The organism is Delftia acidovorans SPH-1 (genome assembly GCF_000018665.1).
GTDB lineage: Bacteria > Pseudomonadota > Gammaproteobacteria > Burkholderiales > Burkholderiaceae_C > Comamonas > Comamonas acidovorans.
The window spans coordinates 3911197-3937785 of record NC_010002.1; the positions used below are offsets into that span (position 1 = coordinate 3911197).

Consider the following 26589-nt stretch of genomic DNA (forward strand, 5'->3'; position numbering starts at 1 on the left):
GGCTATGCCAGGACCAGGCAGCAATGCTCCATCGCCCGGGTCAGGTAGTTGCTGACGGTGCGCAGCGATACACCCAGGCGCTGGGCGATCTCTGGGTAGCTCAGTTCCTCGAACTGGGCCAGCACGAAGGCTTCGCGAACCTTGGGAGGAAGGCCCTGGAGCATGCGGTCCACATCCAGCAGGGTCTGCTGGACGATGGCCTGCTCTTCGGGCGAAGGCGCCAGCGATTGTGGCAACTGGGCCAGATAGTCCAGATAGGACTGCTCCAGCGTGCGGCGGCGAAACAGGTCGGCGACCAGGCCCCGGGCGATGGTGGCCAGGTAGCGCCTGGGTTCGCGGATGTCCTGCTGCGGCAGGGGCGAGCGCAGCAGGCGCACAAAGGTGTCCTGGGCCAGGTCGGCGGCATCGTCACGGTTGCCCAGGCGTTTGCGCAGCAGGCTTTCCAGCCAGGGATGGTGGTTCTGGTAGAGGCTGTGCACGGAGAAGGCTGGGGCGGAGGAGGCGGCGCAGTGGCAATCGCTGCTGCAAAAGATAATAAGAATGCTTATCAATTATCTTTCAGGCCGGCACCCCTCCCGCAAAGAGGGCGTCCACTGTTGCATGTGCGCTACAGGGCAATGGTGGCCGCCAGCCTGCATCAGCTTTGCGCAGGCCGATTCCTCGTGCGGCACGCGGTCCGCGCCACCCAGGTTTGTGTCGTGCAAGGTGTGTCGCACACCTTGCATCGGGGCCTCAGTTGGCTGCTGGTCCGCCATGCGCTTCCATGCGCTCCAGCGCGGCGCAGACATCGGCCATGCGCCCGGAGATGAACAGGCATTCCGGCTGCTCCTGCGGCGACCGCTGGATGATGCGCAGGCCTGAAGGCCGCTCAGGTGCGGATTGCAGGGCGGGCTGCGTCGGCAGCAAGGGCAGGATCAGCTGGGCATCTCCATGGTCTGCAGCGCGTGCTGCCTTGCCGCGGCGCTGCTGGCTGCGCCGGCGTGCCTTGCTGAAAGAGATCACGTTGGCGGGCTCGGGTGCTGCGGCAGGTAATGGCTGGCACTCAGGGGCTTGTGCAAGTGGCATGGCCGACTCCATGGCGGTCGCAGTCAGGCGGATGCCATGTGCCAGGCGCAGGAAGGAAAAAGAAGACAGTGTTGGCAGAGCGAATCCCATGTGACGACTCCTGTTGGCGTGTTTCAAAGAGGCATGGACACAGGCAGGATTGCGGTTTGCGGGCAAAGCTCCGCCCAGGGCGAAGCTCCAAGGCTTCGCGCCTACCACCTGGGCGGTGCGTGAAATGGGATGAGGCGGCCTGAGAAGGGCCGCCAGTCCGGCTTACATGGACATGCTGTTGCGGATCAGCCCCACGGCCAGGCCTTCAATGGCAAAGGCCTCTTCGGGGGCGACGCGGATCACCGGGTAATCGGGGTTCTCCGGCAGAAGTTCCACGCCCTGCGTGGTGCGGCGCAGGCGCTTGACGGTGACTTCGTCACCCAGGCGCGCCACGACGATCTGGCCGTTGCGGGCTTCGTGTGCGGACTGCACGGCCAGCAGGTCGCCGTCCATGATGCCCGCGTCGCGCATGGACATGCCGCGCACGCGCAGCAGATAGTCGGGGCGCGTCTGGAACAGGCTGGGCTCGACGGAATAGGTTTGGTCGATGTGTTCCTGCGCGAGAATGGGCGAGCCCGCCGCAACGCGGCCCACCAGGGGCAGCATCAGCGGTGCCAGGGCCGACAGCGGCAGTCCGAAGCTGGTGCCGCGCGCGGCATTGATGTTGCGCACGGTGTCGGTACGCAGGCGAATGCCGCGCGAGGTGCCGCTGACCAGTTCGATCACACCTTTGCGGGCCAGGGCCTGCAGGTGTTCCTCGGCAGCGTTGGCGGACTTGAAGCCCAGCGTGTTGGCGATTTCCGCGCGGGTGGGAGGCGCGCCCGTGCGGGAGATGGCGGCCTGGATCAGGTCCAGGATCTGTTGCTGGCGGGCGGTGAGCTTGGGATGGTCGAGCATGGCGTGCGTCCGGTCCTTGAGGGCAGATGGCAGGCTGGGAGGCCATCTGATGATTTATACAGTATCTGTATTTTTAACCAGTTTTCCAAGAGGTGCAAGTGGGGCAGTCAAAGTTGGTGATTCTGGGCACGGGCGGGACCATCGCCGGCCGGGCGGATTCGCAGTCGCAGGGCGTGGGGTACAAGGCCGGGCAGATCACGGTGCAGTCGCTGCTGGAGGCCGTGCCGGACCTGGAGCAGCAGGCGCTGGGGCCCGTGCAGACGCAGCAGATCGCGCAGGTGGACAGCAAGGATATGGACTGGCCCGTGTGGCGCGCGTTGCTGCGCGCCTGCACGCAGGCACTGGAGGATGCGGATACACGCGCCGTGGTGATCACGCATGGAACGGACACGCTGGAAGAGACGGCCTGGCTGCTGCACAGCCTGCTGCCGGCCACCAAACCCATTGTGTTGACCTGCGCCATGCGCCCGGCCACTGCCCTGTTGGCCGATGGACCGCAGAATCTGCGCGATGCCGTGACCGTGGCTGCCAGCGGCGGGCGCAGCGGCGTATGGGTGGTGGCAGGCGGCGAGGTGCATGCGGCAGCCCAGGTGCAGAAGGTCCATCCCTACCGGCTGCAGGCAATGCGCTCCGTGGAAGGCGGGCCGCAGGCGTTGGTGGAAGAAGGGCGTGTGCGCTGGCTGGTGCCCGCCGCGCCGTCCGCGCGGGCCATGGTGCCTGCGGCCATGTCCTCTGGTCTGCTGGCGCTGGATGAGCTGCCCTGGGTCGAGGTGGTGTTCAGTGGCGCCTTGGCGCGTGCCAGCGGCGTGGATGCGCTGGTGGCGGCAGGCGTGCGTGGCATCGTCGTGGCTGGCACGGGCAATGCGACGGTTCACGAAGGCATGGAAGCGGCCTTGCAGCGTGCCCGCGACAAGGGCGTCTGGATCTGGCGGGGCACGCGCTGTGCAGAAGGCCTGCCCGTGGCCTCCGGCCTTGGGACCAACCCGGCAGAGGCCGATCTGGCGCATCTGCCCGTGGCAAAGGCCCGGATTGCGATGATGCTGGAGCTGGCAGCGCAGCCGCGCGACTGAGCCGGGCGGCTACGCCGGCATTTCTTCAGTTGCTGGCGGTCAACAAAAAAGCACCCGGCGGGTGCTTTTTCGTTGCGGCACATGGCCTGCATCACTCAGCCAGTGCAGCCAGTGCGCGTTGGGTGATGTCCTCGACCGAGCCCAGGCCGCTGATGGCGCGGTACTTGGGCGCCGCTGCGGCTTCCTTTTCGGCCCATGCGCGGTAGTAGTCCACCAGGGGGCGGGTCTGGCTGCTGTAGACGTCCAGGCGCTTCTTGACGGTTTCTTCCTTGTCGTCTTCGCGCTGCACCAGCGGCTCGCCGGTCACGTCGTCCTGGCCTTCGACCTTGGGCGGGTTGAACTTGACGTGGTAGGTGCGGCCAGAGGCGGGGTGGGAACGGCGGCCGCTCATGCGCTCGATGATGGCGTCGAAGGGCACGTCGATCTCCAGCACGTAGTCCAGCTTCACGCCAGCGGCCTTCATGGCGTCTGCCTGGGGAATGGTGCGGGGGAATCCATCAAACAGGAAGCCGTTGGCGCAATCGGCCTGGGCGATGCGTTCCTTGACCAGATTGATGATCAGGTCGTCGCTGACCAGTTGGCCGGCGTCCATCACGGCCTTGGCCTGCTGGCCCAGGGGCGTTCCGGCCTTGACGGCGGCACGCAGCATGTCACCGGTGGAAATCTGGGGGATGCCGTACTTCTGGCAGATGAAAGCGGCTTGCGTGCCTTTGCCGGCGCCGGGTGCGCCCAACAAAATCAGTTTCATGGAAGTCCTTGAGGAGAGTAGAAATTCTTGTCTGCCGGATCGGCCCACCGGGGCGGACAGTCCATGCGTCATATTTTTGTCGCGGGCAAGGATAGCACGCACAGGGCTAACACTGGCTTACACGCAGAGGGCAAAACTGTCGCCTGTGCAATCTCCAAAAACTGCGTTTTGCTGTCCGACAAAACCGCATGTGCAGTTGTGTTGTGAATGGCGATGCCGGGCATCGCCGTTGGCGCATCTGTATTGGCGTATGCGGGATCGGATTCAGGCGGACAACCGGGCGCGCACCCGCTCCAGATCTTCGGGGGTGTCCACGCCGGGGCCTGGTGCATGGGGCGTCAGGTGGACGGCGATGCGGTGGCCGTGCCACAGCGCACGCAACTGTTCCAGCGCCTCCAGCACCTCGGTAGGGGCGGGAGATAGCTGCGGGAAGCTGCGCAGGAAACCGGCACGGTAGCTGTAGATGCCGATGTGGCGCAGTGGCGCGAAGCCGGGGTGGCCCGGCGCTGCAGATGCTGCTGCAGATGCCGCCTCCCACCATGCCTGGCCTGCATGTTCACGCGCAAAGGGGATGGGGGCGCGGCTGAAATAGTGGGCCATGCCCTGGGCATCGCAGACGACCTTGACCACGTTCGGGTTGGTGAAGTCGGCCAGGCTGTCGATGGCATGTGCCGCCGTGCCCATGCTGGCCGAGGGCTGCTGCGGCAGCAGGGCGGCCACGGCATCGATGAGGTCGGGAGCGATCAACGGTTCGTCGCCCTGGACGTTGACGACGATGTCGTCGCCATCCAGGCCCAGCAGTTCGCAGGCCTCGGCCAGGCGGTCGCTGCCGCTGGCGTGGTCGCTGCGGGTGAGCACGGCCGCAACGCCATGCGCGGCGCAGGCGGCGACGATGCTTTCGTCATCCGCCGCGACCACGCAGCGCGTGGCGCCGCTGAGGCCGGCGCGCTGTGCCACGCGCACGACCATGGGAAGGCCTGCAATGTCTGCAAGGGGCTTGCCTGGCAGGCGGCTGGAGGCAAGGCGGGCAGGAATCAGAACCGTGAAGGGCGCGGTGGGCATGGTGCGTTGCGGAGAAGGTCGAAAGTGCGGGCGCGGGCGTCGTCGGAAATCGGGCCTTGCGGGCGCGATCAGTCCTCGAGCTCGTCGTCGTCCAGCGTGCGGGCTTCGGCCTCCAGCAGCACCGGGATGCCGTCGCGCACGGGGTAGGCCAGGCGCGCGCTGCGCGAGACCAGTTCCTGGTGCTCGCGGTCAAAGCGCAGCGGGCCCTTGGTGACGGGGCAGACCAGCAGTTCGAGAAGTTTGGCGTCCATTTCGGATCCTGTGTTTTGGAGGGGGAGGGCGGGCCGTGGCGGCCAGCCAAGACGGTGATGATAGTCAGGCGCGTGGCCTGCGCAGCGCCTGCAGCCGCTGATCCAGCAGCGCCCAGAAATCTGGCGGCAGCTGCAATTGCAGCGCAACGGACCATGCCTGGGGATGGGTTCGCCACAGCTTGACCGCATCCTTTTCGGTGCAGACCAGCGGGTCTTCATTGCGTCCCAGGCGCTGGAAGCTCTCAAAATTATAGTGATCCGGCAGCGCCTGGGCATGCTCCAGCGCCAGGTCCTGTTCGCTGGCCAGCATGGAGAAAAAGCCCTCGGGCCGGGCAACGGCGGCCACGGCCTCCACGGGCCGTCCGCGCAGGGCCGCCAGGGGAATGCGCTCACCGTGCGCATTGACGCCTTCAGCGGCCAGTTGGCGCTGCATGGCAAAGGCGGGCGCATCCGTTGGAGGGCAGGCTCCCGCGTGCAGCACGGCGGTGACGGGGCGCGGCCAGGGTTCGCGCAGCGGGCCGGCCGGCAGCAGCCAGCCATTGCCGATGCCGTCGTCATTGAAGACGCACAGCTCGATGTCGCGGGCCAGGGCCAGGTGCTGCAGGCCGTCGTCGCTGATGACCACATCCACCTGCGAATGGCGGGCGCGCAGGGCCTGGACGGCCTCGATGCGCTTGCGGGCCACGAAGACCGGCACGCCGCTGGCACGCGCCAGCAGCGCGGGTTCATCGCCCACATCGGCGGGGGCGCTTTCGGGCGTGGCTTCTCGGCAATCATCCGTGCTGCGGCCATAGCCGCGCGAGACGATGCCGGGGCTCCAGCCGCTGTCCCGCAGATGGCGGGCCAGAGCGAGCGTGACGGGGGTCTTTCCGGCGCCGCCCGCAATCACATTGCCGACGACGATGACCGGAATGCCGGCCTGGCCTGCACGCCTGAAGCCCAGTGCATAGGGCAGCCGATGCAGGCCCAGCAGGGCACGGTACAGCAGGGACAGGGGAAGGAGCGCGCAGGCCAGCGGGCCGCGGTGGCGCCAGGCCGCGCGAAGCCCCCGGGCTGCGGGGGCGGGGCCATTCCCGGGCATGGAGGCCTTGCCCTCAGCGCCCGGCGCTGGCCGAGGTCTGCGTGGCAAAGGTGATCTGGGACAGTCCGGCGCGGCGCGAGGCTTCCATCACCGACACCACGGACTGGTGCGGCGCGGTGGCGTCGGCGCTGATGATGACCACGCTGTCCTTGCCGGCAACGGCCGCTGCGGCCAGTGCCTGGGTCAGGCCGGTGACGCTGCGGTCTTCCACGGCGGTCTTGTTGATGGCGTAGCGGCCGTCGGCGGCGATGGCGACGATGATTTCGCGGGGCCGGTCGCGCTGCTGCTCGACATCGGCCACGGGAAGGGTCAGCTGCAGCTCGGTGAACTTGCTGTAGGTGGTGGACAGCATCAGAAAGATCAGCACCACCAGCAGCACATCGATGAACGGGATCAGGTTGATCTCGGGCTCGTCACGGCGGCGGGGACGGAAGTTCATGGCAGGTCTCTTGCGTGCGGGTTCTGCGGGTTCACTTGCCGCCGACGCGCACCAGGTGGCGCACGAACTGCTCGGAAGCCAGCTCCATGCCCAGCAGGTAGCCATCGACGCGGGCGCGGAAGTAGCGCCAGAAGATCAGTGCCGGAATGGCGACGATCAGGCCGAAGGCCGTGTTGTACAGGGCGATGGAGATGCCGGCCGCCAGCTGCGCCGGGTTGCCGCCGCCGGTGGCCGATGCGCCGCCTTGCGAGCCGAAGATCTCGATCATGCCGATCACCGTGCCCAGCAGGCCCAGCAAAGGCGCTGCAGAGGCGATGGTGGCCAGCGCGCTCAGGTGCTTTTCCAGGGTGTGGGCAGCAGCGCGGCCGGCGCCTTCCATGGAGGCGCGAAGCTCTTCTTCGCTGCTGTCCGGATGAGCCTGCAGGGCGCGCAGTCCGCTTGCCAGGACTTCGCCCAGCGTGGAGTTCTGGGACAGCTGCTGCACGACTTCCTGGCTGGGCAGGCCGCGCGAGGACACGGAAATCGCCTCGCCCAGCAGGGCGGGCGGCGCCACGCGGGCCGTTTTCAGCGCCACGAAACGTTCAAAGACCAGGGCCAGAGCCAGGATGGAGCAGGCAATCAGTGGCCAGATCGGCCAGCCTGCGGCTTGTATGATCGACAGCAAGTTGTTTTCCCCCCGCGTTTAACTGCAGCCGACGATTATGGCCCAGCCATATGGCCGGTCCAGGCGTCTCGTGTCCGCGATCGCCTGAAAACTGTGACCCGGCGCAGCATCCAGGCAACGGGCGGCTCCCCATATTCGGGATTTTGGATGGTCGCTATAGCACAGATTTCTGTGGATAACTTTGTTATCAAGCGGGTTGCGCAAACGCCGCTGCGGCGGCGAATGGACACTGTGACAAATGTGAATTCTTTGTTGCAGCAAAAAAATCTTTATGAATCAATTGCTTGCGAGGTGTTTTTGAGAGTGCTTCTGCAAATTGCCGCCAAAGTGCCTGCTCGGGTCTGCATCCGCCTGCCTGTGGAGAATGTTGCACTGCATGCAGACCGGGAGGCCGCATGAGTGGTGCATTCGGCGCAATGAACCCAGCAGCGGCGCCGCTGGTCTGGGAAGTCGGCGCGCTGTGCCGCGCCGTGAGCGACGCCTTGCAGGCACGCTTCAATCCGGTGGCGGTGCGCGGGGAGATCAGCGGCTTTTCCCGCGCGGCCAGCGGGCATTGCTACTTCAGCATCAAGGATGCGGGCGGGCAGATCCGCTGCGCCATGTTCCGGCGTGCGGCCCAGCTCATGGATTTTTCGCCGCGCGATGGCGAGCTGGTCGAGTTGCGGGGCCGGCTGGGCGTCTACGAGCAGCGTGGCGACCTGCAACTGGTCGTCGAAAGCATGCAGCGTGCGGGCCAGGGCGCCCTGTTCGAGCAGTTCCTTCGGCTGAAGGCGCGGCTGGAGGCCGAAGGCCTTTTCGACGCGGCCCGAAAGCGCAGCCTGCCGCCGCTGCCGCGCGGCATTGGCGTGGTGACTTCGCCGGGGGCTGCTGCGCTGCACGATGTGATCACGGCGCTGCGCCGCCGCGTGCCCCATATCCCCGTGGTGCTGGTGCCTGCCCTGGTGCAGGGCGTGCAGGCGCCGGCCTCCCTGATCGATGCGCTGCAAAGGCTTTATGGCCTGGCGCGGGAAGGCGCGGGCTCGGTTGATGGCTCGGTGGCCGGCGCGCCGCCCATCGACACCATCTTGCTGGTGCGCGGGGGCGGCTCCATCGAAGACCTTTGGGCCTTCAATGACGAGCGCCTGGCCCGCACCATCGTGCAAAGCCCGGTGCCGCTGATCAGCGGCGTGGGGCACGAGACCGACTTCACCATTGCCGACTTCTGCGCCGACCTGCGCGCGCCCACGCCCACGGCGGCGGCCGAACTGGTGAGCCAGCCGCGCGAGGTCTGGATGGGTGCGCTGCAGCTCATGCAGGGCCGCCTGGAGGACGGTGTGCAGCGGCTGCTGGACCGCCAGCAGCAGCGCCTGGACCTGGCAGCGCAGCGCCTGGGCCGGCCCAGCGAGCAACTGGCCCGCAGCCGGCTGCAGCTCAGCCGACAGGCCCAGCGACTGCGCCATGCCATGCAGTTGCGGCTGCAGCGCATGGACCATGCGGGGCAGGGCCTGCAGGCGCAGTTGCCTGCCGGCATGCGTCGCGGCCTGGACCGGCGCGCGGATCACCTGGCGCGCATGGAGCTTCGCCTGCAGCTGCTGGACCCGCGCCTGGTGCTGCAGCGCGGCTATGCCCTGCTGACCGATGCCGAGGGTCATCCCGTGACCGAGGCGCGCAGCGCGCCACCGGGCACGGCCTTGCAGGCACAGCTGGCCGACGGCAGCCTGGACCTGGTGGTGACGCAGCCGCGCCTGCTCTGAACTGCGGCCCGCTGTGTGCAGCGTTCGGCGTGCGGGGAGTGGCGGGTGGCAGGCAGTATCCGTGTAGGCCGATTGGCCGGATCAAGGTCAATTCACATCCACCCCCGCAGCAGCGGGCCAAGATGGGCCATTTGGCGCGCGCTTTCGCCGCAGGGTCACGAAGTTGTTCCTACAATGCCCGTTCGGGTGCGTGAGGGCCAGGGCTCGCAGCAATGCGCGCAGTGCAGGCCCCGCGCGACGGTCACGGCAGGCGCTGCAGGCGCTCTGCGCAACAGGTGCTGGCCCGTCCTAAAAGATTTCAACCACGAAGGAAACACCATGGAACATACCTTGCCCCCTCTGCCCTATGCGATTGACGCGCTGGCACCCCACTACAGCCAGGAAACGCTGGAGTACCACCATGGCAAGCACCACAACGCCTATGTGGTGAACCTGAACAACCTGCAAAAGGGCACCGAATTTGAAAACATGACCCTGGAAGAGATCGTCAAGAAGTCTTCCGGCGGCATCTACAACAACGCAGCCCAGATCTGGAACCACACCTTCTTCTGGAACTGCATGGCCCCCAACGGTGGCGGCGAGCCCACCGGCGCACTGGCTGACGCCATCAACAAGAAGTGGGGCAGCTACGCCGCCTTCAAGGAAGCCTTCGTGAAGTCGGCCGTGGGCAACTTCGGCTCGGGCTGGACCTGGCTGGTCAAGAAGGCCGACGGTTCGGTGGACATCGTCAACACCGGCGCCGCTGGCACGCCCCTGACCACGGAAGACAAGGCCCTGCTGACCGTGGACGTCTGGGAACACGCCTACTACATCGACTACCGCAACCTGCGTCCCAAGTTCGTCGAGACCTTCCTCGGCCAACTGGTGAACTGGAAGTTTGCCGAGCAGAACTTCGCCTGATCGAAGCGCAGGTACGACGTGTGCACACCATGTGCACGCAACCCAAAAAGCCCCGGACGGGGCTTTTTGCTTTTTGAGGGGAAGGCGACGGCTCAGCGGCGCGGACCGCGCAGCCGCCAGCCCGTCCACAGTGCCGTGCAGACCAGCAGCAGCGTGGCGCTGGCGATCACGGCGCTGAAGCCCTGGCCGAAGGCCGTGCGTGCCAGCTCGGTCAACTGGTGCGCGGCCTGAGGCATCAGCTGATCGGCAGCCAGCAGGGCTTCGTCCAGGCTGTCGCGCACGGAAGCGGGCAGGGCCAGGCCCAGGCCCTCCGGCAGGCGCAATGAGCCTGCATAGACGGCCGACAGCAGGCTGCCCATCAGCGTCACGCCCAGGGCGCCGCCCAGCTCGTAGGACACCTCCTCGACCGAGGCCGCCATGCCGGCACGGTCCGCGGGAGCGCTTTGCATGATGGTGCTCGACGCCGTGGTCATGGCCGCGCCTATGCCCAGGCCCAGCACGGCCAGCGCTGCCGCCTGTGGCCACCAGCCCATGTCGTGGACCAGCAGATAGCCGCCCATGCCCAGGCTCGACAGCAGCAGCGCTGCCGGCAGCATGCGCGCGCCGCCCAGCCGTGGCAGCCAGTTGCCTGCCACGGGGCCTGCGACAAAGGCGGCCAGCGGCAGCGGCAGCACGGCCAGGCCGGCCTGCAGTGGCGACAGTCCCTGCACCAGTTGCAGGCGCTGGCTGAACACGAGCTCCATGCCGATCAGCGCGGCCGCTGCCACCAGGGCCGAGGCCACGGCCGTGGCAAACGCCGGGTTGCGGAACAGCGCGAAGTCCAGCAGCGGGTCGCTGCTGCGGCGCTGGCGCCGCACGAACAGCGCGAGAAAGCCCAGGCCCAGCACCAGAGCCACGGCGGCCAGGGCCCAGTCGGGCGACTGTTTGCCGGCTTCCTTGATGGCGTAGGTGCTGCCCACCAGGCCTGCCATGACCTGCAACGAGCCGATGAAGTCCCAGGGCCGCTGCGAGGTGGCCGTGCCTGCGGGAATCAGCCAGCCGGCCAGGGGCAGGGCGAGCAGCACGATGGGCACATTGATCAGGAACACCGAGCCCCACCAGAAGTATTCGAGCAGCAGCCCGCTCACCACCGGCCCGAAGGCCGCACCGCCCGAGGCCACCGAGGCCCAGATGCCGATGGCCAGCGCGCGCTCGCGCTCATCGGCAAAGCTCAGGCGGATCAGGGACAGCGTGGCCGGCATCATCATGGCCGCGCCCACGCCCAGCAGCGCACGCGCTGCAATCAGCAAGGCGGGCGAGGGCGCAAAGGCCGCGCACAGCGATGCCACGCCGAACACGCACAGCCCGGCCATGAACAGCCGCTTGTGGCCGAGCCTGTCGCCCAGCGTGCCCATGCCCAGCAGCAGGCCGGAGACCACCAGCGCGTAGATGTTGACGATCCACAGCTTGGCCGAGGCCGTGGCCGCCAGGTCATGCGTCAGGCGCGGAAGCGCCGTGTAGAGCACCGTCATGTCGATGACGATGAGCAGCAGCGCCACCGAGACGATGGCCAGCACCAGCCAGCGGCGCGGATCGGCCGACTGGGATTTTGGAAGATGCCCCGAAACGGGGTTCTGGGTTTGCGTTGTGAACGCCATAAAGCACCTGTTTGCCCCGGGCCTTGTGGGCCAGGGCTTCCTTCTTGATGAAAACCACAGTTTCCATCAATGAAATGATTAATCAAAGTTTGATTCCATCCATAAAATTGATGAATGGAATGGACACTCGACAGGCTGAAGCATTTTGTGGCGGTGGCCGAAGCCGGCACCATGACCGAGGCCGCCCGTCGCCTGGGCCGTGCGCAATCGGCCGTGAGCACGGCCATCGGCCTGCTGGAAGCCGACCTGGGGCTGGAGCTCTTCGACCGTGTGGGGCGCCGCGTGCAGTTGACGGCGGCAGGGGAGGTGATGCTGCTGGAGGCCCGGTCCCTGCTGCACCAGGCCCAGGCCATGGACCACCGCGCCCGCGCATTGGCCGCAGGCGGGCAGGCACGCCTGGCCGTTGCGCTGGACGAGGCATTGCCCTATGTGCCGCTGGCCCAGCTGTTCAAGGAGCTGGCGGCGCGCTTTCCGGCCATGGAGCTGACCGTGCTGAACGGCACGGCCTCCGAAGTGGCCGAGCATGTGGCGGCGCAGCGTGCCCAGATTGCCTTCCAGTTCGACCGAGCGCCTGCGCCCGCCACCTGCGCCCAGCGCCATATCGGCAGCGTGCCGCAGACCATTTGCGTGGCCAAGGGCCATGTGCTCGATGGCACGGCGGCCCTCACGCGCAGGCAGCTGGCCGCGCACCGCCAGTTGCTGATGCACATCGAGGGCGTGGAGGACACCGTGCTCAGTCCCGCCGTCTGGCGCTCCAACAGCTTCTATGTGATTGCCGACATGGTGGCCGATGGCCTGGGCTGGGCCATCCTGCCGGTCAACATTGCCGAGTTCGCCGATCTGCGCCCGCACCTGCGGCAACGCGCCTGCGAGGGGCTGGCGCTGCCGCCGCTGACCGTGCGCATGCTGTGGCTGGAAGGGCTGGCGCCCGGGGCCGAAGCGCTGTGGATGCGCCAGCGCCTGGCCGAGCTGCTGGCGCTGATGGCCACGGCCTGAGCAGTCTGGGCTGGCGCGGGCGTTGCGGCCGTGTTCAGGTGCAGGCGGCGGCTGCGTCTTCGGCAGGCGGGCTCTCTTTCGCTCGTGCCTGGCGTGCGGCCAGCACGCCCAGGGCCCACATGGCGACACCGGCCAGCAGCGCCACCACGAAGGAAATGCGCGCGCCCCACAGGTCGGTGGCCCAGCCTGCGGCGGCCGCACCCAGGGCCACGCCCATGGCAATGCCGGTCAGCAGCCAGGTCATGCCTTCGGTCAGGCGCTGGTGCGGCACCTGCTGCTCCACCAGGCCCATGGCTACGGTGATGGTCGGCCCGAAGGTAATGCCGGCCAGCAACACGGCCAGGGTCAGCGTGAACACATTGGTGGCCAGCAGCAGGGGCACGGCGGTGATGCACACCGAGGCGCCCACCCAGGCAATCTGGCGGTGCAGCGGCGCCTTCAGGCGCAGCGTGCCGAAGACCAGTCCCATCACGCAGGACCCCAGCGCGTAGAACGAGAGCACGATGCTGGCCGCCGCCGGCTGGCCCTGCTGCGTGGCAAAGGCCACGCTGGCCACGTCGATGGTGCCCACGATGATGCCCTGGGCCAGCATGAACAGCGCCAGCGTGCGCACCACGGGATGGCGGGCCAGCGACTGCTGGCGCGTGCGCTGCTGCGATGTGTCCACGGGCGGCTCTGTGCGGCGCTGGGCCACGAACAGCGCCACACCCACCAGCAGCAGCAAGGAGGCGGCCAGCGGCCCGGCCTCGGGGAACAGCACCATGCTCAGGCCCACCGACAGCGGCGGGCCGACGATGAAGCAGACATCGTCCAGCACGGCCTCCAGCGCATAGGCCGTCTGCAGCTGGGGCGTGCCACGCAGCAGCACGGTCCAGCGCGCGCGCACCATGGCCGGCATGCTGGGCAGGGCGCCCACCAGCGCTGCCAGCACCAACAGCAGCCAATCCGGTCCCTGCCAATGCGCGCAGGCCAGCAGCGCGAACATGGCGGCAGCACTCACGGCCGCTGCCCAGGGCAGCACCTTGCGCTGGCCATGGCGGTCCACCAGGGCCGAGATGCGCGGGGCCAGCACCGCAATGGACAGCGCAAAGCAGGCAGCGACCGCGCCGGCCAGCGTGTAGGCGCCGCGCTGCTGGGACAGCATGGTGATCAGGCCGATGCCCGTCATCGACAGGGGCAGGCGGGCCAGGAGACCGGCCAGCACAAAGGCGGCCGTGCCGGGCCGGGTGAACAGCTGGCGGTAGGCGTGGAACATGGAAACCTCGGAAAACGGACAGGCCGCTGCAATCACATACGCGGCGTATGTCAGCAATTCTACGGGCTGCCCATGACGCGCCGTATCATTGGCATACGTTTTGTATGTGAATGGAGTGCGCCATGCGCAAAAGCCGGGCCAGCATGATCGAGGAGACACGCGCCAAACTCATCGAGGCTGCGCGCGAGGCCTTTGGCAGCCAGGGCTATTCCCAGGCCTCCATGGACGAATTGACGGCCAAGGCCGGGCTGACGCGCGGCGCGCTGTACCACCATTTCGGTGGCAAGCCGGGCCTGCTGGCCGCCGTGGTGGCGCAGATGGATGCCGAGATGGACGCACGCCTGGAGCAGGTGCTGGCCGACCATGCCGACCCCTGGGAGGGGTTCCTGGCCTACTGCCGCGCCTACCTGGCCATGGCGCAGGAGGGCGAGATACGCCGCATCGTGCTGCAGGATGCGCGCGCCGTGCTCACGGGCACGGACCAGGGCGAGCAGCACCGCGCCTGCATCGCCTTCGTGGCCGGCTACCTGGAGCAACTCATGGAGCGCGGCGTGATCGTGCGTGCCAATCCTCTGGCCATGTCGCGGCTGCTCAATGGCTGCCTGGTGGAGTCGGCATTCTGGATTGCCGAGGAAGGGGCGCCCCCCGAACGCCTGCAGCAGGCGCTGCAGGCGCTGGAGTTGACGCTCAAGGGGTGGAAGGCGCCTGCGAGGGGCTGAGCGGCTGAGCGGCGCTGTGCCAGCCCGCCCTCGCTCGTGCTTCACTCGCGCTTCACTCGTACTTCTTTTCCAGCGCGTCCCAGAACGGCTTGTTGACCAGGCGCTGGCGCTCGGCAAAGGGGGCGACCACAGCGGGGTTCTCGTCCACCCTGCGCTCGTTGCGCAGCTGGCCCAGCGCCTTTTGCATGCCGGCCACGGCGCCTTGCAGGGCCGCGTTGGCATACAGCACCAGGCCATAGCCCAGGTCTGCCAGCTCGCCCGCGTCGGTGATGGGCGTCTTGCCTCCGATCACCATGTTCATCAGCTGCGGCGTGGACAGGAGCTGGGGCAGGGCGCGGATCTCATCGGCCTGGGTCACGGCTTCCACGAACAGAATGTCGGCTCCCGCCTCGGCAAAGCGCTGGGCGCGCTCCACGGCGGCCTCGAAGCCCTGGGTGGCGCAGGCATCGGTGCGCGCCATGATCAGCGTGCCCTGGTCGCGGCGCGCGTCCACGGCGGCCTTGATCTTGCCCAGCATCTCGTCGGTGGAAATCACTTCCTTGCCGTTGAAATGGCCGCAGCGCTTGGGGCTGATCTGGTCTTCAATCTGGATGCAGTCGGCGCCTGCGCGCTCCAGCGTGCGCACGGCGTGATAGGTGTTGAGCGCGTTGCCAAAGCCGGTGTCGGCATCGACGATCAGCGGCAGATCCACGGCGTCACGGATGCGGGCCGTGTGGTCGGCGATGTCGGTCAGGCCCATGAAGGCCTGGTCGGGCAGGCCGAACCACATGTTGGTCACGCCGGCGCCGGTCACATAGATGGCCTCGAAGCCGAGATCGGCCACGACGCGCGCGGACAGCGCGTTGAATGCGCCGGGCACGAGCACGCCGCGGCGCGCTTCGGCCAGGGCCTTGAGTTGTTGCTTGGTGTTCATGGATGGTTCTGTCGGATGGGAAAAAGCGATGCGCGGGCTGGCGCTCAGTCCAGCGTGATGTTGGCGTTCTTGATCACCGGGCCCCACTTGGCGCGCTCGGCCTCGATGAACTTGCCGTAGGCCTGGGGCGTGCCGCCCATGACCATGCCGCCCGTGTTCTCGATCATGGCGCGCACCTCGGCGTCCTTGAGTGCCTCGTTCACGGCCTTGTTCAGGCGCTCGATCACGGCCGGCGGCGTGCTGGCCGGCGCGATCATGCCCAGCCAGTTGTACGACTCGAAGCCCTTGATGCCCGCCTCATCCAGCGTGGGCACGCTGGGCAGCACCTTCAGTCGCTGCTTGCTGGACACGGCCAGCGCCTTGACCTTGTCGCCCTGGATGGCGGGCAGGGCCGCATAGCCCATCTCGAACATGAAGGCCAGGTGCCCGCCCATCAGGTCGGTGGCTGCCAGCGCGCCGCCCTTGTAGGGCACATGGACCATGTCCGTGCGCGTCTGGAAGGCCAGCAGCTCGCCCGACAGGTGGTGGGCACCGCCCACGCCCGACGATCCATAGGTCAGCGTGCCCGGCTTGGCCTTGGCTGCAGCCACCAGCTCGGCCACGGTCTTGAACGGCTGGTTGGGCGCCGTGGTCAGGATCAGCGGCGCCTCTTCGATCAGGATGATGGGCTGCAGGTCGCGGGCGGCGTTGTAGGGCAGCTTTTTCATCAGCATGGGATTGGTCACCAGCGGGCCTGGCGAGCCGAAGCCGAAGGTATGGCCGTCCGTGGCCTTGGCAATGGCATCCGTGCCCGTCACGCCGCCCGCGCCGCCGCGGTTGTCGATCACGATGGGCTGGCCCAGGCTCTGGCCTATCTTGTCGGCGATCTTGCGGGCCCGCGTATCGGCAAAGCCGCCGGCCGCATAGGGCACGATGAGCTTGATGGGGCGCGAGGGCCAGGCATCTGCGCCCTGGGCCACGGCGGTGGCGGGGGCGGCGAGCAGGGCCGCAGCGGCGGCGGTGGCGCTCAGGGCCAGCCCCAAGCTCAGGCGGAGGGTATTGCGGCGGGTATTCATGGTGTCTTGTCTCGGTTGGGATCCGTGGTTGTGGCGGGAGCGGCTCACTTTTCCTGCATCTTCGCGGCCTTGACGATCTCGCCCAGGCGCTTGCGCTCGGCATCGGTGAATTTCACGAACTCGGCGCGCGTGCCGCCGATGGGCTCGATGCCCAGGCCCTTGAGCTTCTCCACGGTCGCCGGCTCCTTCATGGCCTGGTCCACGGCGGCGGCCAGCTTGTCCAGGATGGCGGGCGGCGTTCCCTTGGGCGCATGGATGCCGGCCCAGTGCGCGATCTGCAGTTCGGCAAAGCCCTGCTCCACGGCGGTGGACAGCTGCGGATAGGCGGAGATGCGCTGCGTCCAGGTCGTGGCCAGGGCCTTGAACTTGCCCTCATTGAGGATGTGGGGCAGGGCGATGATGCTGGCCTCCGACGTTCCCTCCACCTGGCCGCCCAGCACGGCCGTCGTGCTTTCCGATCCGCTCTTGTAGGGCACGGGCTGCAGCTGTGCGCCGTACTTCACGTTCAGCATCTCCGCCACGAAATGCGGCGTGCTGCCCGTGCCGGCCGTGGCGAAATTGAAGCCCTGGCCCTTCTTCGATGCCTCGACGAAATCTCGCAGGTTCTGGTAGGGCGCGTTCTTGGGAACCACGATCACCGAAGGCGCCAGTCCGATCATGGCCACGGGCACCAGCGCATCGTCCTTGAACGGCATGGTCTTCTTGATCATGCTGTTGGAGATCACGCCGGCTGCGCTCACCAGCAGGGTGTAGCCATCGGGCTGGGCCTTGGCCACGATGTCGGCGCCCACGGTGCCGCCTGCGCCGGGCCGGTTGTCGATGACCACCGGCTGGCCCAGGATTTTCGACGCACCTTCGGCGGCCGAGCGGGCCATCAGGTCGTTGGCGCCGCCTGCAGAGAACGGCACCACCAGGCGGATGGGGCGGGTGGGCCAGGCATCGGCGGCAGGCGCGGCAAACGACACGCCGGCCAGCGGCAGCACGGTGGCAAGCAGGGCGGCCAGGGCGGTGCGGCGGGGCAGGCGGGATGGCTGGTGCATGGGGAGTCTCCTGGAAATACTTGAAATGATTGAAACGCCGGCTTTGTTTGCAAGCTGCATGCCATGGCAATAAAGGGTAAACCCTTGTCATTGCAAGCCATTGATCTGAATGCATTTTTAAGTTCACAAGAGGATGGGGCGGAACCTGCTGCGGGATTCACGCAGCGCGATGTTGCATGAATGAAATAATCGGTTGCATGAATGAATCAGTCGTGCCCCCTGTCCCTGGAACCCCGTCCGGCCCCCGCGCGGCATGGCCCCGTGTCGTCACCATAGGCCGCCACCGCATCGGCCGCGTGCTGGAGCGCATGTCCCTGGCGGTGGGCGACCAGGTGCGTGTGGAGCATGTCAGCGCGGCCTTTGACGACGCCGTGCAGGCCGTGCGTGCGCTGCAGGCGGTCGAGCCCATAGACGCCCTGGTGGCCGCCGGCGCCAGTGGTGCCTGGGTGCGCGAGCATGTCGACATTCCCGTGGTCATGATCGAGGTGCGCGGCTTCGATCTGCTGCAGGCGCTGGCCAGCGCGCGGGAATTGGCGCAGGCGGGCGGCACGCCGCGCATCGGGCTGGTGTCGTTTGACCATCCCTCGCCTCACCTGGCCCAGTTCGACGCGCTGTTCGGCGCCGGCATTGCCCAGTTCAGCTACCACGGGCCCGAGGATGCCCAGGCCTGCGTGCGTGCGCTGCAGGCCGCAGGCGTGGGTGCCGTGGTCGCGCCAGGTCTGGTTGCCGACCTGGCCGAGCAGGCCGGCATTCCCAGCGTGCTGCTGTACTCCGACGGCGCCGTGCTGCAGGCCCTGCGCGACGCGGTGCTGCTGGCCCGCCACCGCCATGCCGAGCGTGCCCGCCACCAGCGGCTGGAAACCGTGCTTGGCCAGTTGCAGGACGGCGTGGTCGCCGTGGATACGCAAGGCTGCATCCAGGCACTGAACCCCACCATGGCAGCCCTGCTGGGAGCGCCCGCCAGGGCGCTGCATGGCCGGCTGCTGGACGAGGTGGCGCCCGCGCTGGCGCTGGCACAGGCGCTGCAGTCGCAGTCCCTGGAGCCCGAAGGCAGTGAAGACGTGGTCCAGCTGGCCATGCGCACCCTGGTGGTACGGCGCGCACCCATCGTGGAAAACGGCCAGCTCACGGGCGCCTTGCTGGTCTGCCGCGACCCCGCCACCATCCAGCGCGCCGACCGCCACCTGCGCGCCAACCGCAGCCTGCGCGGCGCGGGCGTGCGCTGGCGCATCGAAGACTACGCGGGCGACAGTGAACCCGCCCAGCGCGTGCGCCGCCTGGCGCGCCAGTTCGCGGCCAGCGATGCCACCGTGCTCATCCAGGGCGACAGTGGCACGGGCAAGGAGCTGCTGGCACAGGGCATGCACCGCGCCAGCCGGCGCGCCGCCCAGCCCTTTCTGGCCGTCAACTGCGCGGCCCTGGGGGAAAGCCTGCTGGAGAGCGAACTCTTCGGCTACGACGAAGGCGCTTTCACCGGCGCGCGGCGCGGCGGCAAGACCGGGCTGATCGAGGCGGCCCATACGGGCACCTTGTTCCTGGACGAGATCGGGGACATGCCGCTGGCCCTGCAGTCCCGCCTGCTGCGCGTGCTGCAGGAGCGCGAAGTGCTGCGCGTGGGCTCCACCACGTCCGTGCCCGTGGACCTGCGCGTCATCGCCGCCACGCATGCCGATCTGGCGGCCCTGGTCGAGCGCGGTGAATTCAGGCGCGACCTGTTCTACCGCCTGGCCGTGCTGCGCCTGGCCATGCCCGGACTGCACGAACGCGGACAGGGCGATGTCCAGGCCCTGGCCCGCACCATGCTTGCGCGGCGTTTGCGCACGCAGTCACTGCAGGCCGAGTCCTCTTCACTGGAGCCCTTGCTGGAAGCCCTGCTGGATTTGGCCGCCGCGCACCGCTGGCCCGGCAATGCGCGAGAGCTGGACAACTGGGTGGAACGCCTGCTGGCCTGCCGCCACGACCTGCGTGACGGCGCGGGCCGCGTGGACATGGGCCGGTTGCGGGAGCTGTTTCCTGAATGCGACGGGGCTGGGCAGGGTACCGTTCAGGCCCTGCCAGCGCAGCAGCGGCAACTGCAACTGCGCGAGGCCCGTCGCGATGCCGAGCGCCAGCGCATGCGCGAAGTACTGGAGCAGGTGCAGGGCGACCAGCGCCGCGCCTGCGAGATCCTGGGCATCAGCCGGGCCACGCTGTGGCGCAGGTTGCGTAGCCAAAACGACTGACGCGAGCTGTCACCACTCTTTCCAGAGGCCAGGGTCAAGTTTCAAATCGGATGGATCGCAACGGTAGACGTCAATATTGGCAGCACTGCCTTTGCATATGCCAGCGACCGACCGAAGGGAAGGTCGCAGTTCGGGATAGCTGGGATGCCTGAAATAAAAACGTGCAGTGAGCGCGCCGAACTCATCCACCTTCAGTTCTCTCATGCTGTACAGGTAGGCTTGCGACGTGGCCCCAAAAAAACATTGGGCAGTTCCTTCGGAGCTGAAGGAATCACCCGTCGGTTGCAAATTCCCACTGTACTCGCAGGCAATGCTTCCAGCATTTGATCTCTCGACGGCGATCAATGAGTTCGCATCAACCTTGAAAGTTATTTCGCCAGATGACGACATTCGTGCATAGTCCTGTGCGCTCGAATGGAAGAACGTGAAGTTGAGCCGGTTCCTGAGATCCTCGAACTGGAAGCGCTGAAGGCGCTGCGGAGCCTCGCCGGGCAGGGTGATCGTCGCCGTGGTGGAGGAATCGAAGACGATCCTGACCGGGCCAGCCTCCTGTGCAAACTCTCCATCGCGGGCCTGGCCACCCAGTGCGCGGCCATTGCGGTATTCCGTGAGCACGCCGTCAAACTGCTTGCCGTCCTTCAGCGTGCCTGCGGCCTGCAGGAACAGGGACGATCCGTCCGCGCGATAACCGAAATAGGTCAGGATCAGCGTGGAGCCGCCTTGCCTGTCGATCTGAATGCCGCGCCCGGGATTGCCATTGAGTTCCGCGCCAATGCTCCACATGCCCGAATCCGGAAGAATGGCCAGCGCGGGTGTGGAAATGAAGGCGGCAAGGGCCGCGGCCATGAGGCCATTCAGTCGCTTTGACATGCTTGCTCCGTTGGTTTTGGGGATATTGAATCGAATGGATGCCGGACTTTAACCGCGATCCACTTCGGAATGCTGAATCGCCCGGGATGACGGAGTCATTTGGCTTTCTGCTCGAATGAAATGGTCGTCGTGATTGCCATTGGCTATTGAAAATCACATGGAAGAATCATGAAAACTGCAGCCCATCAACCCCGCCCAGCCGTTCAGCAAGGAAATCCATCAGCACGCGCAGCTTGAGCGGAAGGTGGCGCGTGGGCGGGTGAAGAATCCACAGCTGGCCGCTGTAGTTGGGCAGAAAGTTCCAGTCCGGCAGCACCTGCACGATGCGCCCGTCCGCCAGGGCCTCGCGTGCCGTGAAGCGGGGCAGGCTGGCGATGCCGATGTGCTGCAGCACGGCGTCCAGCCGCACACCGGTGTGGTTGGCGGCATAGCGCCCGCGCACGGCCACGGTGACGGTCTTGCCATGGCCGCGCAGCTTCCAGTGCGCGTCGCCGGGCTCCTCCCCCAGGTAGATGCAGCTGTGGGCCTTGAGCTCCAGCGGATGCACGGGCGTGCCGTGCCGGGCCAGGTACTGGGGCGAGGCGCACAGCAGATGGTCGATGTCCATCAGGTGGCGGCCCATGAGTCCCGGCGGCGGGTGGTTGGTGATGCGTATGGCCAGGTCCACAGGGTCGTCGATCAGGTCCATGTAGCGGTCTTCCAGCCGCATCTGCACGTCGACCTCGGGATACAGGGCCAGGAAGTCGGGCATGTGGGGATGGACCACGGTACGGCCCACGGCCTTGGGCACGCTGATGCGCACCAGGCCGCGCGGCTGCGCGTCCTGCCGCAGGGACGCGGCCATGACGGCCTGGGCGGCGCCCACCATGTCCAGGCAGCGCGCATGCACCTCGCGGCCGGCCTCGCTCAGGCGCAGCTTGCGCGTGGTGCGTTCCAGCAGGCGCAGACCCAGTGCCCTTTCCAGCCGCGCCACGCCCCGGCTGGTGGCCGATGGCGTGCTGCCCAGCTGGCGTGCGGCCTCGGAGAAGCTGCCCGTGTCCACCACCTTGACGAAGATGGCCATTTCTCCGAACAGGGGCAGGGCTTGATTTGTGCTCATGGCGCAAAGAATATTTGAAAAGCCAAGGGATTATCGCGGCTGAACGCCAGTCCTACACTGCCACCCCATGCCTTTGCACACCTTCACTCCCCTTATCCCGTCCCATGCCCTGAGTCACGCCGGTGGTCCTGAAATCTGGCTCAAGCTGGATGCGCTGCAGCCCTGCGGATCGTTCAAGCTGCGCGGCATAGGCCATGCCTGCGAGACCCTGGCGCGCCAGGGCAAGAAGCGCTTTGTGGCCTCATCGGGCGGCAATGCCGGCATTGCCGTGGCCTATGCCGGGCGGCAGCTGTCCATGCCCGTCACCGTGGTCGTACCGCAAACCACGACCGAGCATGCGCGGGCACTGATCCGTGCCCAGGGCGCCGAGCTGATCGTGCATGGCGCCGTCTGGGACGAGGCCAATGCCCTGGCCCAGTCCCTGTTGGGCGCCGAGGATGCCTTTGTCCATCCGTTTGACGACCCGCTGCTGTGGACGGGGCATTCCACCCTGGTCGATGAGCTGGCTGCTGCCGACTTCAAGCCCGACGCCGTGGTGCTGGCCGTGGGCGGCGGCGGCCTGCTGGCCGGCGTGGTGCAGGGCCTGGAGCGCCACGGCTGGACCGATGTGCCCGTAATTGCCGCGGAGACGGCCGGCGCCGACTCCCTGGCGCAGTCGCTGGCCCAGGGCCGCCGCGTGCTGCTGGACCGCATCACCAGCGTTGCCACTTCGCTGGGCGCGCGCCAAGTCTGCCAGCGGGCCTTCGATCTGGCGCAGGTGCACCCCGTGCGCAGCGCCGTGGTGACGGATGCGCAGGCGCTGGATGCCTGCCTGCGCTTCATTGATGACCATCGCCTGCATGTGGAGCCCGCCTGCGGTGCCGCGCTGGCCCTGGCCTACGCAGGCGCACCTGCGCTGCAAGGCTTCAAGCGCGTGCTGGTGGTGGCCTGCGGCGGCACGACGAACACGCTGGAGCAACTGCGGACGTGGCACGCAGCGGCGCTGAGAGCCCAGGCCTGAACCCGGACCTGCGCATTCACGCGGCGTTCAACACTTCGCCAGGCACCCTGATCCAGCCTTCCATCAGGATGCGCGCGCTGCGGCTCATCAAGGCCTTGGTCACATGCCACTGGCCATTCACCAACCGGGCCTCGGCGCCCACGCGCAGCGTGCCGGAGGGATGGCCGAAGCGAACGGCACCGCGTTCGCCGCCGCCCGCCGCCAGATTCACCAGCGTGCCCGGCACCGCTGCCGCCGTGCCGATGGCCACCGCCGCCGTGCCCATCATGGCGTGGTGCAGCTTGCCCATGGACAGGGCGCGCACCAGCAGGTCCACATCGCCTGCCTCGATGCGTTTGCCGCTGGAGGCCGTGTAGGGCGCTGGCGGTGCCACAAAGGCGATTTTGGGCGTGTGCTGGCGCCTGGCGGCTTCGGACAGTTCCTGGATCAGGCCCATCTGCAGGGCGCCGTGGGCGCGTATGGCCTCGAAGCGCGCCAGCGCCTCGGCATCGCCGTTGATGGCGTCCTGCAGCTCGCAGCCCGTGTAGCCCAGGTCCTTTGCGTTCAGGAAGATGGTCGGAATGCCCGCATTGATCAGCGTGGCTGCAAAGCTGCCCACGCCAGGCACATCCAGGCGATCCACGAGATGGCCCGTGGGGAACATGGCGCCTCCGTCCTCTCCCTCATCGGCAGGGTCCAGGAACTCCAACGCCACCTCGGCCGCAGGAAAGGTCACGCCATCGAGCTCGAAGTCGCCTGTCTCCTGCACCTGGCCGTTCGTGATGGGCACATGGGCCACGATGGTCTTGCCGATATTGGCCTGCCAGATACGGAGGGTGACCGTGCCGTTGCGTGGAATGCGCGCAGGGGCTATCAATCCCATGTGGATGGCGCAGGGCCCCACGGCGGCCGAGAGGTTGCCGCAGTTGCCGCTCCAGTCCACGAAGGGCCGGTCGATGGAGACCTGGCCGAACAGGTAGTCCACGTCATGGCCTTCGCGCGTGCTGGCCGAGAGGATCACGGCCTTGCTGGTGCTCGACGATGCATTGCCCATGCCGTCGATCTGCTTGCCGTAAGGGTCGGGGCTGCCCAGGGCGCGCAGCAGGATGGCGTCGCGCACGGGGCCCGGCTGTTGCGCAGCCTCCGGAAGGTCTTGCAGGCGGAAGAACACGCCCTTGCTGGTGCCGCCGCGCAGGTAGGTGGCGGGAATGCGGATCTGGGGTGTGGTGTTCATCAAGCGTCCTGTGTCTGTGCAAGAAAGTCCTGGGCAAACCGCTGCAGCACGCCGCCCGCTTCGTAGACCGATACCTCCTCGGCCGTGTCCAGCCGGCAGGTCACCGGCACGCGCAGCGTCTGGCCGCTTCTTCGTTCAATCACCAGAGTGAGTTGGGTTCCCGGCGTGCGCTCGCCCTCCACGCCATAGATCTCCGTGCCGTCCAGCCCCAGGGTCCTGCGGTCGGTGCCCGGCACGAACTGCAGCGGCAGCACGCCCATGCCGATGAGGTTGGTGCGGTGGATGCGCTCGAAGCCTTCGGCCACCACGGCCTCGACTCCGGCCAGCCGCACTCCCTTGGCCGCCCAGTCGCGGCTGGAGCCCTGGCCGTAGTCGGCGCCCGCGATGATGATCAGCGGCTGGCGGCGGTTCAGGTAGGTTTCCATGGCCTCCCACATGCGCTCCACGCGGCCTTCGGGCTCGATGCGCGCCAGCGAGCCCTTGTGCTGCACGCCGTCGATGACGGCCATTTCATTGACCAGCTGCGGGTTGGCAAAGGTGGCCCGCATGGCGGTGAGGTGGTCGCCGCGGTGGGTGGCGTAGGAGTTGAAGTCCTCCTCGGGCAGGCCCATGCGCGCCAGGTATTCGCCCGCGGCGCTGTCGGCCAGGATGGCGTTGGAGGGCGACAGGTGGTCGGTGGTGATGTTGTCGGGCAGCAGGGCCAGCGGCCGCATGTTGCGCAGCGTGCGCGGGAAGGCCGCCAGCGCGCCCACGCCTTCGGTGTCCCAGTACGGGGGGCGGCGGATGTAGGTGGACTGGGGGCGCCAGTCGTACTGGGGCCGTGCCCGGTCTCCATCGTCCTTGCGGAGGGCGAACATGGGTTCGTAGACGGCGCGGAATTGCGCAGGTTTGACCGATTGCTTGACGATGGCGTCGATCTCCTCGTCGGCGGGCCACAGGTCCTTGAGGTGGATCTCGCGGCCGTCCACCACAGCCAGCACATCCTGCTCGATGTCAAAGCGCACCGTGCCCGCCAGCGCATAGGCCACGACCAGCGGCGGCGAGGCCAGGAAGGCTTGTTTGGCCTGGGGATGGATGCGCCCGTCGAAGTTGCGGTTGCCCGAGAGCACGGCCGTGGCGTAGAGGTCGCGCTCGATGATTTCCTGCTGGATGGCGGGGTCCAGCGCGCCGCTCATGCCGTTGCAGGTGGTGCAGGCAAAGGCGACGATGCCAAAGCCCAGTTGCTCCAGCTCGGTGAGCAGCCCGGCCTCCTTCAGATACAGCTCCACGGCCTTGGAGCCCGGCGCCAGCGAGGTCTTGACCCAGGGCTTGCGCGTGAGACCCAGGCGATTGGCATTGCGCGCCAGCAGCGCCGCGGCGATGACGTTGCGCGGGTTGCTGGTGTTGGTGCAGCTGGTGATGGCGGCGATGATGACGGCCCCATCGGGCATCAGGCCTTCCGCCTCCTGGGCGCGGGCGGCCTGCAGCTTGGCCGCATCGGCAATGCCGCGCTCGGCCAGGGCCGAGGTGGGCAGGCGCCGGTGCGGATTCGAGGGGCCGGCCATGTTGCGCACCACGGTGGACAGGTCGAACTGCAGCACGCGCTCGTACTGGGCATCGGCCAGGCTGTCGCTCCAGAAACCCGCGGTGCGCGCATAGGCCTCGACCAGGCGCACCTGGGCCTCGTCGCGGCCGGTCAGGCGCAGGTAGGCCAGGGTCTGGTCGTCAATGGAGAACATGGCCGCCGTGGCGCCGTATTCAGGGCACATGTTGGAGATGGTGGCGCGGTCGCCAATGCTCAGGCTGTCGGCGCCCTCGCCAAAGAATTCCACATAGGCGCCGACAACTTTTTGCTGGCGCAGGAATTCGGTCAGGGCCAGCACGATGTCGGTGGCGGTGATGCCGCCCTGGCGCCGGCCCGTGAGGCGCACGCCCACGATCTCGGGCAGGCGCATCCAGCAGGCGCGGCCCAGCATGACGTTCTCGGCCTCAAGGCCACCCACGCCCACGGCGATCACGCCCAGGGCATCGACATGGGGCGTGTGACTGTCCGTGCCCACGCAGGTATCGGGGAAGGCCAGGCCATCCTGCACGGTCACCACGGGGGACATTTTTTCCAGATTGATCTGGTGCATGATCCCGTTCCCTGCGGGGATCACATCCACGTTGGCAAAGGCTTTTTTTGTCCACTCGATGAAGTGGAAGCGGTCCTCGTTGCGGCGGTCCTCGATGGCGCGGTTCTTCACGAAGGCGTCGGGATCGAAGCCGCCGCACTCCACGGCCAGCGAATGGTCCACGATGAGCTGCACGGGAACGACGGGGTTGACCTGGGCGGGGTCGCCGCCTTCGGCCGCAATGGCGTCGCGCAGGCCGGCCAGGTCCACCAGGGCGGTCTGGCCCAGGATGTCGTGGCAGACCACGCGCACGGGGTACCAGGGAAAGTCGATGTCGCGGCGGCGCTCGATGAGCTGCAGCAGGTAGCTGTCCAGCTGCGCGGGATCGGCGCGGCGCACAAGGTTCTCGGCGTGGACGCGGGCGGTGTAGGGCAGGCGTGCCCAGGCGCCGGGCGAGAGGGCATCGACGGCGGCGCGGGCGTCGATGTAGTGCAGCGTGGTGCCGGGCAGGGGTTTCTTGTAGCGGGACGTCATGGG

Annotated in this window: 26 protein-coding genes; 8 read left to right on the forward strand and 18 right to left on the reverse strand. The window is 67.4% G+C overall.

Annotated features, from left to right (window positions below):
* Positions 1-2 precede the first annotated feature (2 nt).
* From DACI_RS17965 to lexA, 3 genes are all read right to left on the reverse strand, one after another.
* Positions 3-479, reverse strand: coding sequence for a sigma-70 family RNA polymerase sigma factor (locus tag DACI_RS17965; RefSeq protein WP_043781909.1), 477 nt, complete (start codon positions 477-479; stop codon positions 3-5).
* A 253-nt stretch (positions 480-732) separates the two neighbouring features.
* The gene (locus DACI_RS17970) at positions 733-1155 is read right to left on the reverse strand and encodes a hypothetical protein (RefSeq protein ID WP_012205398.1); all 423 of its coding nucleotides are present in this window, start codon (positions 1153-1155) and stop codon (positions 733-735) included.
* A gap of 162 nt (positions 1156-1317) precedes the next feature.
* A complete protein-coding gene (lexA, locus tag DACI_RS17975) occupies positions 1318-1992 on the reverse strand; it encodes a transcriptional repressor LexA (RefSeq protein WP_012205399.1) in 675 nt (224 codons plus the stop codon).
* 98 nt (positions 1993-2090) lie between these two features.
* Between lexA and DACI_RS17980 the strand changes: the two genes are divergently transcribed.
* Positions 2091-3062: an asparaginase gene (locus DACI_RS17980; protein ID WP_043781912.1), complete on the forward strand. Its 972-nt coding sequence runs from the start codon at positions 2091-2093 to the stop codon at positions 3060-3062.
* Between the two features lie 91 nt (positions 3063-3153).
* Here the strand turns inward: DACI_RS17980 and adk are convergent, their stop codons facing one another.
* From adk to DACI_RS18010, 6 genes are all read right to left on the reverse strand, one after another.
* Complete coding sequence (gene adk / locus DACI_RS17985; protein WP_012205401.1) at positions 3154-3810, reverse strand: adenylate kinase; 657 nt, start codon at positions 3808-3810, stop codon at positions 3154-3156.
* 264 nt (positions 3811-4074) lie between these two features.
* Positions 4075-4872: a 3-deoxy-manno-octulosonate cytidylyltransferase gene (kdsB, locus tag DACI_RS17990; RefSeq protein WP_012205402.1), complete on the reverse strand. Its 798-nt coding sequence runs from the start codon at positions 4870-4872 to the stop codon at positions 4075-4077.
* Positions 4873-4940: 68 nt separating this feature from the next.
* On the reverse strand, positions 4941-5123 hold the full coding sequence (locus DACI_RS17995; RefSeq protein WP_012205403.1) for a Trm112 family protein: 183 nt from the start codon (positions 5121-5123) through the stop codon (positions 4941-4943).
* A 64-nt stretch (positions 5124-5187) separates the two neighbouring features.
* A complete protein-coding gene (gene lpxK / locus DACI_RS18000; protein ID WP_012205404.1) occupies positions 5188-6204 on the reverse strand; it encodes a tetraacyldisaccharide 4'-kinase in 1017 nt (338 codons plus the stop codon).
* A gap of 13 nt (positions 6205-6217) precedes the next feature.
* Complete coding sequence (locus DACI_RS18005; RefSeq protein ID WP_012205405.1) at positions 6218-6643, reverse strand: ExbD/TolR family protein; 426 nt, start codon at positions 6641-6643, stop codon at positions 6218-6220.
* Positions 6644-6674: 31 nt separating this feature from the next.
* Complete coding sequence (locus tag DACI_RS18010; RefSeq protein ID WP_012205406.1) at positions 6675-7307, reverse strand: MotA/TolQ/ExbB proton channel family protein; 633 nt, start codon at positions 7305-7307, stop codon at positions 6675-6677.
* A gap of 147 nt (positions 7308-7454) precedes the next feature.
* Between DACI_RS18010 and DACI_RS32085 the strand changes: the two genes are divergently transcribed.
* The 3 genes from DACI_RS32085 (at position 7455) to DACI_RS18020 (ending at position 9940) form a co-directional block, all read left to right on the forward strand.
* Entirely contained in the window at positions 7455-7706 is a 252-nt protein-coding gene (locus tag DACI_RS32085; protein ID WP_139093503.1) for a hypothetical protein, read from the forward strand.
* Entirely contained in the window at positions 7703-9040 is a 1338-nt protein-coding gene (gene xseA / locus DACI_RS18015; protein ID WP_012205407.1) for an exodeoxyribonuclease VII large subunit, read from the forward strand. Before DACI_RS32085 ends, xseA begins: the two co-directional genes overlap by 4 nt.
* A 318-nt stretch (positions 9041-9358) precedes the next feature.
* Positions 9359-9940 carry a Fe-Mn family superoxide dismutase gene (locus DACI_RS18020; RefSeq protein WP_012205408.1) on the forward strand — a complete coding sequence of 194 codons (582 nt, stop codon included), beginning with the start codon at positions 9359-9361 and terminating at the stop codon, positions 9938-9940.
* A gap of 92 nt (positions 9941-10032) precedes the next feature.
* Here the strand turns inward: DACI_RS18020 and DACI_RS18025 are convergent, their stop codons facing one another.
* Entirely contained in the window at positions 10033-11577 is a 1545-nt protein-coding gene (locus DACI_RS18025) for an MFS transporter (RefSeq protein ID WP_012205409.1), read from the reverse strand.
* Between the two features lie 114 nt (positions 11578-11691).
* Between DACI_RS18025 and DACI_RS18030 the strand changes: the two genes are divergently transcribed.
* On the forward strand, positions 11692-12573 hold the full coding sequence (locus DACI_RS18030) for a LysR family transcriptional regulator (protein WP_012205410.1): 882 nt from the start codon (positions 11692-11694) through the stop codon (positions 12571-12573).
* Between the two features lie 34 nt (positions 12574-12607).
* On the opposite strand, the gene DACI_RS18035 is transcribed toward DACI_RS18030, so the two are convergent.
* Positions 12608-13828 (reverse strand): MFS transporter, encoded by a 1221-nt coding sequence (locus DACI_RS18035; protein ID WP_012205411.1) that lies wholly within the window; start codon positions 13826-13828, stop codon positions 12608-12610.
* A 122-nt stretch (positions 13829-13950) separates the two neighbouring features.
* Between DACI_RS18035 and DACI_RS18040 the strand changes: the two genes are divergently transcribed.
* Entirely contained in the window at positions 13951-14547 is a 597-nt protein-coding gene (locus DACI_RS18040) for a TetR/AcrR family transcriptional regulator (RefSeq protein ID WP_012205412.1), read from the forward strand.
* A 52-nt stretch (positions 14548-14599) separates the two neighbouring features.
* On the opposite strand, the gene DACI_RS18045 is transcribed toward DACI_RS18040, so the two are convergent.
* From DACI_RS18045 to DACI_RS18055, 3 genes are read right to left on the reverse strand one after another with little or no spacing between them, the layout of a single operon-like run.
* Positions 14600-15460: an isocitrate lyase/PEP mutase family protein gene (locus DACI_RS18045; RefSeq protein WP_012205413.1), complete on the reverse strand. Its 861-nt coding sequence runs from the start codon at positions 15458-15460 to the stop codon at positions 14600-14602.
* 44 nt (positions 15461-15504) lie between these two features.
* A complete protein-coding gene (locus DACI_RS18050; protein ID WP_012205414.1) occupies positions 15505-16515 on the reverse strand; it encodes a Bug family tripartite tricarboxylate transporter substrate binding protein in 1011 nt (336 codons plus the stop codon).
* 44 nt (positions 16516-16559) lie between these two features.
* Positions 16560-17555 carry a Bug family tripartite tricarboxylate transporter substrate binding protein gene (locus DACI_RS18055; RefSeq protein ID WP_012205415.1) on the reverse strand — a complete coding sequence of 332 codons (996 nt, stop codon included), beginning with the start codon at positions 17553-17555 and terminating at the stop codon, positions 16560-16562.
* Positions 17556-17731: 176 nt separating this feature from the next.
* On the opposite strand from DACI_RS18055, the gene prpR reads away from it, so the two are divergent.
* Entirely contained in the window at positions 17732-19777 is a 2046-nt protein-coding gene (prpR, locus tag DACI_RS18060; RefSeq protein WP_012205416.1) for a propionate catabolism operon regulatory protein PrpR, read from the forward strand.
* A 9-nt stretch (positions 19778-19786) separates the two neighbouring features.
* Here the strand turns inward: prpR and DACI_RS18065 are convergent, their stop codons facing one another.
* Together DACI_RS18065 and DACI_RS18070 are read right to left on the reverse strand one after the other, a co-directional pair.
* Positions 19787-20647 carry a hypothetical protein gene (locus DACI_RS18065; protein ID WP_012205417.1) on the reverse strand — a complete coding sequence of 287 codons (861 nt, stop codon included), beginning with the start codon at positions 20645-20647 and terminating at the stop codon, positions 19787-19789.
* Between the two features lie 166 nt (positions 20648-20813).
* The gene (locus tag DACI_RS18070) at positions 20814-21746 is read right to left on the reverse strand and encodes a LysR family transcriptional regulator (protein WP_012205418.1); all 933 of its coding nucleotides are present in this window, start codon (positions 21744-21746) and stop codon (positions 20814-20816) included.
* Between the two features lie 67 nt (positions 21747-21813).
* On the opposite strand from DACI_RS18070, the gene DACI_RS18075 reads away from it, so the two are divergent.
* Entirely contained in the window at positions 21814-22746 is a 933-nt protein-coding gene (locus DACI_RS18075; protein ID WP_012205419.1) for a pyridoxal-phosphate dependent enzyme, read from the forward strand.
* A 16-nt stretch (positions 22747-22762) separates the two neighbouring features.
* Here DACI_RS18075 and prpF read toward each other — a convergent pair whose 3' ends face one another.
* The gene (gene prpF, locus DACI_RS18080) at positions 22763-23959 is read right to left on the reverse strand and encodes a 2-methylaconitate cis-trans isomerase PrpF (RefSeq protein ID WP_012205420.1); all 1197 of its coding nucleotides are present in this window, start codon (positions 23957-23959) and stop codon (positions 22763-22765) included.
* Positions 23959-26586: a Fe/S-dependent 2-methylisocitrate dehydratase AcnD gene (gene acnD / locus DACI_RS18085; RefSeq protein ID WP_012205421.1), complete on the reverse strand. Its 2628-nt coding sequence runs from the start codon at positions 26584-26586 to the stop codon at positions 23959-23961. The genes prpF and acnD overlap by 1 nt, the downstream gene beginning before the upstream one ends.
* Positions 26587-26589: the final 3 nt, after the last annotated feature.